The sequence below is a fragment of the Limnospira sp. PMC 289.06 genome, assembly GCF_032350395.1.
GTDB lineage: Bacteria > Cyanobacteriota > Cyanobacteriia > Cyanobacteriales > Microcoleaceae > Limnospira > Limnospira platensis.
Genome location: NZ_JARPLC010000032.1, coordinates 32496 through 43865, shown reverse-complemented (window position 1 = coordinate 43865; position 11370 = coordinate 32496). Strand labels below are relative to the sequence as shown.

8 protein-coding genes are annotated in these 11370 nt (G+C 39.8%); 6 read left to right on the top strand and 2 right to left on the bottom strand.

Annotated features, from left to right (window positions below; all coding sequences use genetic code 11):
* A partial coding sequence (locus P5674_RS09490; RefSeq protein WP_315669956.1) for a DUF4347 domain-containing protein occupies positions 1 to 1313 on the bottom strand: 1313 nt, incomplete at its 3' end.
* Positions 1314 to 1729: 416 nt separating this feature from the next.
* Between P5674_RS09490 and P5674_RS09485 the strand changes: the two genes are divergently transcribed.
* The gene (locus P5674_RS09485; protein ID WP_014275429.1) at positions 1730 to 3532 is read left to right on the top strand and encodes an ABC transporter ATP-binding protein; all 1803 of its coding nucleotides are present in this window, start codon (positions 1730 to 1732) and stop codon (positions 3530 to 3532) included.
* A 17-nt stretch (positions 3533 to 3549) separates the two neighbouring features.
* Complete coding sequence (locus P5674_RS09480; protein WP_006619635.1) at positions 3550 to 4782, top strand: glycosyltransferase family 4 protein; 1233 nt, start codon at positions 3550 to 3552, stop codon at positions 4780 to 4782.
* 31 nt (positions 4783 to 4813) lie between these two features.
* Here the strand turns inward: P5674_RS09480 and P5674_RS09475 are convergent, their stop codons facing one another.
* The gene (locus P5674_RS09475) at positions 4814 to 5929 is read right to left on the bottom strand and encodes a glycosyltransferase (protein ID WP_014275430.1); all 1116 of its coding nucleotides are present in this window, start codon (positions 5927 to 5929) and stop codon (positions 4814 to 4816) included.
* Between the two features lie 340 nt (positions 5930 to 6269).
* Here P5674_RS09475 and P5674_RS09470 point away from each other — a divergent pair, with 340 nt between their 5' ends.
* From P5674_RS09470 to P5674_RS09455, 4 genes are read left to right on the top strand one after another with little or no spacing between them, the layout of a single operon-like run.
* The gene (locus tag P5674_RS09470; RefSeq protein WP_035737543.1) at positions 6270 to 7163 is read left to right on the top strand and encodes a class I SAM-dependent methyltransferase; all 894 of its coding nucleotides are present in this window, start codon (positions 6270 to 6272) and stop codon (positions 7161 to 7163) included.
* A 20-nt stretch (positions 7164 to 7183) separates the two neighbouring features.
* Positions 7184 to 8419, top strand: a complete 1236-nt coding sequence (locus P5674_RS09465; protein ID WP_286171636.1) for a glycosyltransferase family 4 protein — start codon at positions 7184 to 7186, stop codon at positions 8417 to 8419.
* Between the two features lie 36 nt (positions 8420 to 8455).
* Positions 8456 to 10399: a glycosyltransferase family 39 protein gene (locus tag P5674_RS09460; RefSeq protein ID WP_315669955.1), complete on the top strand. Its 1944-nt coding sequence runs from the start codon at positions 8456 to 8458 to the stop codon at positions 10397 to 10399.
* A gap of 11 nt (positions 10400 to 10410) precedes the next feature.
* A complete protein-coding gene (locus P5674_RS09455) occupies positions 10411 to 11367 on the top strand; it encodes a glycosyltransferase family 2 protein (RefSeq protein ID WP_006619480.1) in 957 nt (318 codons plus the stop codon).
* Positions 11368 to 11370: the final 3 nt, after the last annotated feature.

Here is an 11370-nt window from a genome sequence, read left to right as displayed (position 1 = left end):
TTGCTCAATACATCAATGATAACGGACTGGCTTGGTTCTACTCTGACTGTATCATCATTGGCTATGGGTGGCTGATTTTCAACTGGTTCTGGAGTAACAACCTGACCATCTTCTGGAATAATAGGAGCCGCTGTATTAAAAAAGTAATCCACCTGGCTGGTAAACTGAGGAGATGATGAACTGTCAGCATTTCCCGCAAATAACCCCACCTGTTGGACTTGTAAGGCTTCCGTAAAACTCCCGGCTGTCGTCCAAGTTGAACCATCAGGGGAATAGTTGAGAGTCCAGACATCCCCAGTGCGGTTAACTTTCAGGTGTCGGGCTTGTCCGGGTTGTACCCCCATACGAATCATAGACCGGGAACCACCGTTACGGGTCGAACCCGCAAATAAGGCTAAATCTGAATTAATTTTAAAGACATCAAACCTGAGCCAGTTGTTATCATCTTGCTCTACCAAAATCCCCTGCATTTGCTTATTTAAGGCGGGGTCGGCGGCAAATTTGATTTCTAACTCAAAATCTTGGTTTTGAGCCGCCTGCATGAGTCTGGAGGCGCTACGGTTGCGATTCCACATATCAGTAGCACCAGGGACTGATAGTTCTACATAAGCATCTGATGTACCTGTTCCGGTGAGTAGGTAGGAACTGTTATTGTTGGGAGTGATAAAATTCCACCAGGCATTGAGGCTGTTGGTGTTGAAGTCGTCGGACTCAAAGGCTAATGTGTGGCTGTAGGTTGCCATTGTGACTTGGGAAAATATCGAATCAGTATCGATAGGGTTTCCTATGCTGGCCTGAAAATCCCAGTCTCCCCCTAATTGGTGATTACCTGTGGGGGTAGTTGAGGCGCTAATATTGGCACCAGTGAGTTGATGCAGTTGTTTGAGGAAGGTTTCCCCCCTGGGTCCGGCGGCGACTCGGCAACTATAGAGGATAATAGAGCTATGGTGCAGTTTATGGTTGAGGGTTTCGAGGTGTTGGCTGTAGTGGGGAAGGGTTTCTGAGGTGAGTTCCACATTTCCCAATTTCAGACAACCTGGTGAGCCGTGGCAGATGATGTGAATTTGTGCGATCGTATTATATTGGTGTAGGGTCTCCGCTATCTGTAGGACACCATCTCTGTTGGGGTCTAAAATTATGACATCTACAACTGCGCGAAGGCCCCTAATTAACTCCCGATAATCTTCAACCCCGGAGTCAATTATCACTACCTGTTGACCAGTGTTAAGGCTTTCCGATACTCTGAACGCCGACAATGGCCATTCCACGGGGAAAGACCTTGAGTTAATATCAGTGGCCATGGGGTTAATCATCGGTTAGTTAATAAGAAGCTAAAAAGCTGATGCCAAGCTGCGGGAAGAATCACTCAAGTCCCAGTCTCAACTGACTGATGGGCTTAATTTTTTAAATTTTGTCATATATCCGTGAAAATACGGAGTAGTTTACAGAATCTTTACTTAAAAGTTTAAATAAGGGTGCTGATTGTAAAGCTAGGCTGAGATTTAACCCGTTCTTCCGTCTGGGGTTGACTGTAGGGTAGTATGAGACATCAGTTATCAACTTGATAGTCCGGTGGTTAGTCAGACAGTGGCAGACTTTACATAATATTTTCTATTGCTATAGTAGGGTAAAGTCAATATAATGGGTGGCTATTATCTAAAATATCATGGTACGGGTAAATTTTGGGCATTCCAAATATCCAAGGCATTGGGAGTAAAAGAGAGCGCAAATGCAGAATTTTATCAATCGGTTTTTTTTCATTCTTCCGGCTTCCCCCAAACAGTTAGTAATTTTAGTGATTTTATTTGTCCTAATGTCAGTGCTGGAAGCCTTTGGAATTGGCATGATAGGACCTTTTTTAAATCTGGCTAGTAATCCCGATTTAGTTAAGGAGAGTGAATTTGTCGCCTCTGTATATGCGGGATTAAATTTAACAGAAGCATCCCAAGGAATAGCATTATTGGGATTATTTATTATTGGTTTATTTACGGTCAAATCTTTCTTAAACTGGCAGATTAAAACCTATGTGTTTGGGTTTTGTCTGAAAGTTCGTGGGAAATTGTGTGAAAAATTAATCCAAGAATATCTGTCTGTACCTTATACTTTCCACTTGTCTAAGGATAGTGCCTCGGTAATTCAATGTATAATTATTTATACCCAGTCTTTTGCTCTCGATATTCTAATGCCTATCCTCAATTCTGCTGCTAATTTAATGATTATTATAGCTTTGAGTGGACTGCTATTGCTTACCAGTAAATTAGTGGTAATTGTTTTAATATTTCTGTTTGTACCTTTAATTGTCATCCTGAATGCTTTTAAGGATAAAATTAAATACTGGGGAAAGCGTGTGAGTTATGCTGATGAATCGATTATTCGTATTGTTAATCATAGTTTAGGAGGTATTAAAGAAACTAAGGTAATTGGCTGTTATGACTTTTTTGAAGAACAACTGAGTTATCAATCACGGGAATATATAGAGGCGGGAACTTTATTACTTTCTTTTCAAATTGTCCCTAGAATATTAGTTGAGGCTATTTTAATTGTATTTTTAGTGGGAATCACATCAACTATGATTTTACTGGGACAAGATATTGATGGATTAATTCCGGCATTAAGTATATTCGCTTTATCATCAATTCGTTTACTACCAGCTATTTCTAATTTGAGTAAAGATATGAGTAAATTGCGGAGTATGACCTATGTATTAGAAAGATTAAGTCAGGATTTGCGAGAAATTGAAACTCTCAAAAATAGCGAAGGTTTAAATCGAACCGTAGTTACAGAGGTTAGCCAATTAGCTGCGGATAAATTCCAGCATCATGATTTTAATAATCAGATTATTTTTGAGGGAGTTACTTATCAATATCCTGGTTGTGAATTGCCAGCAATTTCCGATGTTTCTTTGTCGATTAACAAGGGAGAATCGATTGCTTTTATTGGTCAGTCTGGAGCCGGAAAGACTACATTAGTTGATATCATGCTGGGGTTATTAATACCCCAAGGTGGTGATATTAAAATTGATGATATTTCTATTTATAATAATTTGCGATCGTGGCAAAATATGATTGGCTATATTCCCCAGTCTATTTTTCTAATGGCAGATACAATTGAGAGAAATATTGCTTTCGGGGTGGCTGATGATTTAATTGATCAAAAACGTTTACAACAGGCTTTAGAAATGGCTCAACTGATGGATTTGGTCAAAGAACTTCCCGATGGAATAAATACCATGGTGGGGGAAAGAGGAGTGCGCCTTTCTGGGGGTCAACGCCAACGAATTGGTATTGCTCGCGCTCTTTATCATGAACGGGATATTCTGGTGTTAGATGAGGCGACTTCGGCGTTAGATAACGAGACGGAAAGTTTGGTTACTGAGTCGATTAAATCTCTGAGTGGAATTAAAACTATGATTATGATTGCTCATCGTTTGACGACTATACAACATTGCGATCGCCTTTATGTTATGGAAAAAGGCCGCATTGTTAGGTCGGGTACTTATAACGAAATTGTCCTAGGAAATATTCAATCATAACTCATGGAAATACGCAGATGAAACCAGTAATTCTCAGTTCAACTGATGTCGAAGGCGGTGCGGCTAGAGCCGCATATAGAGTACATAGAGGTTTGATTTCTCTGGGGGTTGAATCTCGAATGTTGGTGCGGGGAAAATTTAGCGGCGATCGCACTGTTATAGCTGAAAAAAGTATGATCACTAAACTAGGTCCTGGTGCTAATAGTATCCCCCTGAGACGCTACCCAAAACGCGATCGCCTGCTTTTTTCTCCTCAATGGTTTCCTGATGTCATAGCTGCTAGGGTAGCTAAAATTAACCCAGATGTGGTAAATTTACACTGGGTTTGTAATGGCTTTATCCAGATTGAAACTTTGGCTAAATTGAACAAACCTTTAGTGTGGACTCTCCAAGATATGTGGCCCTTTACTGGAGGTTGTCACTACAGCGAGGGATGCGATCGCTACCAAAATGCCTGCGGTCAATGTCCCCAACTCAAAAGTGATCGCGATCGGGATTTATCCCGACAGGTTTGGAAACGGAAATTTAAAGCCTGGAAAAATCTCAACTTAACTATTGTAACTCCTAGTAGTTGGATGGCGGATTGTGTGCGTTCAAGTTCCCTATTTGGACAGCGACGAGTAGAGGTGATTCCTTTCTGTCTGGATACCCAAATTTATCGACCTATAGAAACCAAAATCGCCCGACATTTACTGAATTTACCCCAGGATAAACAACTGGTTTTATTTGGGGCGATCGCCGCCACTGCTGACACTCGAAAGGGTTTTAATTTGCTACTTCCGGCGCTGCAAAAGCTGAGTCAGTCAGGGTGGCAAAATCAGCTTGAATTAGTAGTTTTTGGATCTGCGGAACCGGAAAACCCAGTAGATTTAGGTTTTAAAGCTAATTATCTCGGCAGTTTCTCTGATGATATTGCTTTGGCTTTGGTCTATTCTGCCGCCGATGTGATGATTGTTCCATCCTTGCAAGAATCCTTTGGACAAACGGCTTCAGAAGCCTTAGCCTGTGGTACTCCGGTGGTGGCTTTTAATGCTACTGGACTCAAGGATATTGTCGATCACCAAGTTAATGGTTATCTGGTCAAACCCTATGAAATTGAGGATTTAAGCGAGGGGATTAAATGGGTATTAAATGATGGCGATCGCCTGCACAAACTCCAGGAAAACGCCAGAGAAAAAGCCGCAAGAGTCTTTCCCCTAGAAAGACAAGCCCAGCAATATTTATCACTTTTTAATCAGATGATAACCTAATTTAATGAGAATTTACAACTAATAATGAGGATTAATTAGGAGAATCAAGTCCTAAAATTTTCAGATATTCTTGGGTTGCCATTTCCTGGCTAAACTGTCCTAGCCATGAAGTGTTTACAGCCTGGGTGTTACCTTCGAGGGTGGCTAAAATCGCCTCTGCCATGGCTGTAGGATCGCCAACGGGAACCAGGGAACCATATCGACCCTCTGCTAAAATTTCCGCTGCCCCACTTTTGCAATTAGTGGAAATTACCGGAGTCCCAACCGCCATAGCTTCAATTAAAACCGTTGGTAAACCTTCCCAGCGAGAAGACAACACAAATACTGCAGCATTTGCCATATAAGGATAGGGATTATCAGCATATCCTAAGAGAGCAGCATCATCTCCTAAACCATGATCTTGGATGAGATTTTCGAGGCGATCGCCATCAGGTCCCCAACCTAAAATTCCCAGGCGAACTTCCCGGACTTTTCGCACTTGAGCAAAGGCTTTAATTAAGGTAGGAAAATCCTTTTGTGCTTCCAGCTTTCCAACTCCTAAAATTACCGGAGGTTCCCCCGGTTGAAACCAAGGATGATCTAAAGTTTCTCGGGCTTTTTGCAGTAATTCCGGCGTGATAACTGGGTTATAAATATATTGAATGCGATCGCTATTTAAACCTGTACTTTTAGCTAAGTCCTCAGCCGCCCCTTTAGAAACAGCTACAATTCCATCCGCCCAGGGGTAGAAATAGCGAACAAACAACGGCAGCAAAATTTTTCTAAGTTTAGTAGTATGTTGTATTGCCTCCGAAAAAGTATTATGTTCAGACACAACCACCCGAGTGGAAACTCCCCCTAGACGTTTTGCCCAAACCGCCATTTCATTAGCATAATGGAGGGCAGAAAGTAGCGACTTTGGTTGTGATTCCTGCAAATAATTTCTCAGCGCCCAAATAGTACCCCAAACCCCAGAAGCCCCCAAATCAATTATCCTTATTTCTGGTGGTACTTTTGCCAAGTGAGGCCCCCAGGCTTTACCTATAACTAAGTCTACTTTGAAGCCTTTTGCAATTAAACCACGACCCAGATTTAGCATAACCCTCTCCGCACCACCTCCGCCGATATAACGAAGGAAAAGTGCCACATCGGGCTGAACTAGAGCCATAGTTAATAATTCCCAACAATGCTTTGATTATTCTATTATAATTAATATGGATTTGATTGTTAAAGATGATTGCATCAGTTTTAATTATCTAAACTCTAATTATATATTAACTATCAATAACTGTCCATAGCTGACTTCCCATGAAAACCGTGCCATAATCAACATAAAATTTTGTTTCTGATAACCGCGCCTACTATAATTCAGCCGAGAACTATAATTTCTCCGTTGTTTGGTTGTTTGAGTCTTAGCAATCTCCATATAAACACCTAAATTTCCGAGATTTAGTTGAATGTTTATCGTATTTTACCTAATTCGTACCACCTCAATTTACCGATTAATTATGACTAAAACTCAGAGCGAAAAAACTCAGGTTTATACTCCCAAAACTGATGCTAGAGATAGCCGCACCTGGGAGCAAATTCAAGAACATTATCAAATTGAACAAGAACTCGCCCGCCAGTTAATGAATTCTAGCAGAGAGGAACGCATTAATGGGCATTTATACACTGAGGTATATAATCAACTCTTCCAAAAAGTCCCGCATCATCCTCAACTTACCCGGAAATCTAGCCCCGAAATTCAAACTTGGATTGTTAACCAGCGTTTGCAATTATTAGCCCGTTTTCTTAACCCAAAAATCACCTATTTAGAAATAGGTCCTGGTGATTGTAGTTTATCCCTAGAAGTCGCTAAACGGGTAAAACGAGTTTATGCAGTTGATGTATCAACCGAAATTACTAAACTACCGAATATTCCCGATAATATGGAAATTTTTATTTCCGATGGCTGTAGTATCCCCGTACCTGAAAATACAGTTGATTTAGCCTATAGTCATCAATTAATGGAGCATTTACATCCTGATGATGCTTTAGAACAGCTTGAAAATATCTACAATACTTTAGCTGCCAATGGTAAGTATATTTGTATCACACCTAATTGGTATTCAGGCCCCCATGATGTTTCTCGCCACTTTGATCAGCAAGCTACTGGCTTTCATTTAAAAGAATATAAACTCAGTGAAATGTATGATATTTTTAATAAAGTAGGTTTTTCTAAGATAATTTGGGTGAAGTCTAACGGCAAAATTTACTTAGAAATTCCCATCAATAGTATATCAATTAATGTGATTAAGTTGGTAGAATATTTATTAAACATTTTTCCTTATAAATTTAGACAAAAATTAGCCAACACTCCCCTTTTATTTAGAGGAATGACTATCATTGGATGTCGATAAATCTAGGGGATAAAATCACCGTGAAAAATTATCCACAAAAATTGATGTTATTTGACCTTTCGATTCGCGGTCATCATCCCACTTATATTCGCCATTTAATTGAATATTGGCAAATCCACAAAATCCCAAAAAACTTGGAGATTGTTGTATCTCCTAGATTTATAGAGGCACATCACGATGTGGTCGAATTGAGTCAAGGTGATCATCATCAAGACATCCGTTTTGTGCCAATTACCCAAGCCGAAGAAGAACATCTTAACTCCCGAAAATCTAGGCTAAAAAGACTAAGCCGCCATTTTCAAGAGTGGGAAATTTTCTGCAAGTATGCCACCAACTTGAGACCCGATCATTGTCTGATTATGTATTTTGATACCTGTCAAATTCCCCTAGCGTTGGGGGCAAAATCACCCTGCACATTTTCGGGGATTTATTTTCGGCCGACTTTTCACTATCACCAATTAGCTAATTACGATCGCACTTGGAAAAATTACCTGCAACAGTTACGCGAAAAAATAGCCCTAAAACGCATTTTGGCTAATCCTCAACTGCAAACTATTTTTTGCCTTGATCCTTTCGCCGTCCCCCAACTTAATCAGTTTCCTAAGTTTCCGAGTCAACCTAAAGCTGTCTACCTTCCTGATCCGGTCAAATTGGATAATTTCAAACCCATTATAATAGATGATTGGCGCAAGAGTCTCCAAATTGATTCTCAGCGCCGAGTATTTCTGTTATTTGGTGCTTTAACAGCACGTAAAGGCATCTATCAGCTACTTGATAGCATTGCTAGTTTACCAGCAGATTTGTGTCAGAAACTGTGTATTCTCCTGGTTGGAGAGTCTAGCATTGCTAATTCCCTAGACAGCCAAATTACCGAAATTTGTCAAACTAAGCCAATTCAAATTATTAGATATTATCAATTTGTGCCGGAGTCAGAAGTTATGGCTTATTTTCAAATTGCCGATGTAGTTTTAGCACCGTATCAGCGCCATGTGGGGATGAGTGGTATTCTCTTATTGGCGGCGGCGGCTAACAAACCTGTACTATGTTCTAATTATGGATTAATGGGAGAAATGGTGCGACGCTATCATCTGGGATTAACTGTTGATTCTAGCCAACCCCAAGAAATTGCTAAGGGATTAATTAAGTTTTTAGAAATTCCTAATCCTCTGGAAATTTGCGATCCTGTACCCATGCAAAATTGGGTTAAACAAAACTCAGCATCCGAGTTTTCCCGGATTATTTTTGAACAAGTATAGTTAATATTTCGCCACCTGAACGCTGAGGTTAAACAGATGTCTGCCATCCTGATTTTACTTCCACTTATATTTCTGTTTCTGATATTTCGTCAAAGCGGACAAGGTTGGCGGAGTGGGATTTTATCAACTGGACTCGGCTGGGGAACTTTAGTAGTATTAATTACCGAATTACTTAGTATGTTTGGGTGGCTCAAATTTATGCCATTATTTATGGTATGGATTATAGTTAATATTATCTTAGGTTTTACGGTTGGTAAAATTCTGAGTACAAGTCAAATTAAGTTGGTTAATTGGCAATTTGATAATATTTCGGTGTTTCTCAAATTGGCGATCGCCAGCGTCGCAGTTATTATCCTCATAATTGGCCTAACTGCCGCGATCGCACCCCCTAATAACTGGGACTCTATGACCTATCACATGAGTAGAGTAGTTCACTGGATGCAAAATGGTAGCGTTAATCACTATCCCACCTCAATTACTAGACAAATATCCCTTGGTCTTTGGTCGGGTTTTGCTGTGACAAATCTGCAAATTCTTAGTGGTGGCGATCGCCTCGCTAATTTCGTTCAATGGGTTAGTATGGTAGGGAGTATTATCGGGATATCGTTAATTGCTAAACAACTGGGTGGGGGACTGCGATCGCAGGTATTTGCCGCCGTTTTCTGTGCCACAATTCCCATGGGTATTTTACAAGCATCTAGCACTCAAACCGACTATGTGGGTGCATTTTGGATGGTGGCTTTTGTCTATTATACACTCATTTCTATTCAAGATAAAAAAAGAGTTTCCTATCCCTTAGCTATTGGTGCAAGTTTAGGTTTAGCCGTATTAACTAAAGGAACCGCCTATTTTTATCTTTTTCCCTTCGGATTATGGTTTGGCTTAGTTAGTCTCCAGCAATGTGGCTGGAAAGTATGGCAACCCTTTATGGTTATTGGTGCGATCGCTTTAGCTATTAATTTCGGTCATTTTCAGAGAAATTATGAGGTATTTGGTTCAATTTTAGGAACCTCTGGAGACTACAAACTAGAGGTTTTCAGCATCCCGATTTTAATTTCTAACACTATCCGAAATATAGCCCTACACCTAAGCACTTCATCTCGAGATATTAATCTACTATTAATTAATGGTATTGCCGCCGTTCACCAATTAATTGGAGTTGATATTAACGACCAAAGAACCACTTTTCCGCCCGGTCAAAATTTCGATATTCATACCTTAATAAATCATGAAGATTTGGCAGGCAATCCTATTCATATAATATTATTTATGGGATTATCTATTTTATTTGTCATCAAATTACCTAAATTTCCTCAACCACAGCGCTACTATTTAGCCATTTATATGCTGTCGATTATAGTGGGATTTTTATTGTTCTGTACCTTGATTGCTTGGTCTCCTTGGCGCAGTCGTCTACATTTACCCCTTTTCGTCCTATCCTCAGCATTTATAGGAGTAATTATGGACAAATTATTAAAGCCTAAAATTGCCAATTCAGTAGCTATAATTATGATGATTGCTTCCTTATTGTGGTTAATTTGTAATGAATCAAGACCTCTAGTTTTTAACAGTAAGATTTGGTCAGAAAATCAGGTAAATAATCTTTGGACTCTTAGCCGTAACGACCAATATTTTATTAATATACCAAAACTGCAAGCACCCTATAGTGAATCAGTAGATTTTATCCTAACTGAAAACTGTACAGATGTCGGATTGATTCTTGGGGGTGACACCTGGGAATATCCTTTTTGGGTACTGTTTAAGCAAAAAAGCGATCGCCCTATCACACTTAGACATATTATGATAAATAATGAATCTGCCATCAAAGCCAAAATATCCCCCCATCAGGACTTTTCTCCCTGCGCTATTATCGCCAGTGGTGTAGCAGAAATCAACAACCCTGAAATCATTATTGACCAACAAGTTTATCAACCCCAATGGTCAAAAGAGGTGGTGACAGTTTTTATTAAACACAATTAATCAACCAAATTATGACCAAGCTAATTATTCAGATACCCTGTTTTAACGAAGCACCAACTATCGGACTTACCCTATCGGAACTTCCCCGCCAAATCCCCGGTATCGATTGTGTAGAATGGCTAATTATTAATGATGGTAGTATTGATAATACTGTAGAAGTTGCCAAAGCCTGTGGTGTTGATTATGTGGTAAATTTTGACCATAATCAAGGTTTGGCTAAAGCATTTATGGCAGGAATTGAAGCATCATTAAAAGCCGGAGCAGATATTATTGTTAACACCGATGCTGATAACCAATACTGCGCCCAAGATATACCCAAACTCATCGAACCCATTTTATTAGGTTATGCAGAAGTCGTCATTGGAGCCAGACCAATTCAGAATATTAAACACTTTTCTGCTGCTAAAAAGTTCCTGCAAAAACTCGGTAGTCGTGTTGTGCGAGTTGCCAGTAGCACTAAAATAGCCGATGCTCCCAGTGGTTTTAGAGCTTTCAGTCGCCAAGCAGCCATGCAGCTTAATGTTTTTAATGAATATACTTATACCTTAGAAAGCATTATTCAAGCAGGTCAAAAAGGTATCGCTATTACATCCGTACCCATCCGTACTAATTCCTATTTACGACCTTCCCGATTAGTTAAAAGTATTCCTTCCTATATCCAGCGGTCAATTTTTACCATTTTTAGAATTTTCATGACCTATAGACCGCTGCGATTATTCACTTTTATAGGAAGTTTTCCCCTGAGTTTAGGACTGATATTATGTATCCGTTGGTTAGTGCTATTTGTGGGAGAACCTACCCGCGCTCGCGCTCCCAGTTTAATTTTAGCGGCTATCCTAATTTTAATTGGTTTTCAATTGTGGATGTTTGGTTTAATTGCTGATTTAATGGCTGTAAATCGAAAAATGCTAGAAGATATTCAACTGCGCCTGCGTAGGATGGAATATGACCATCACAAAGACAACTAAATT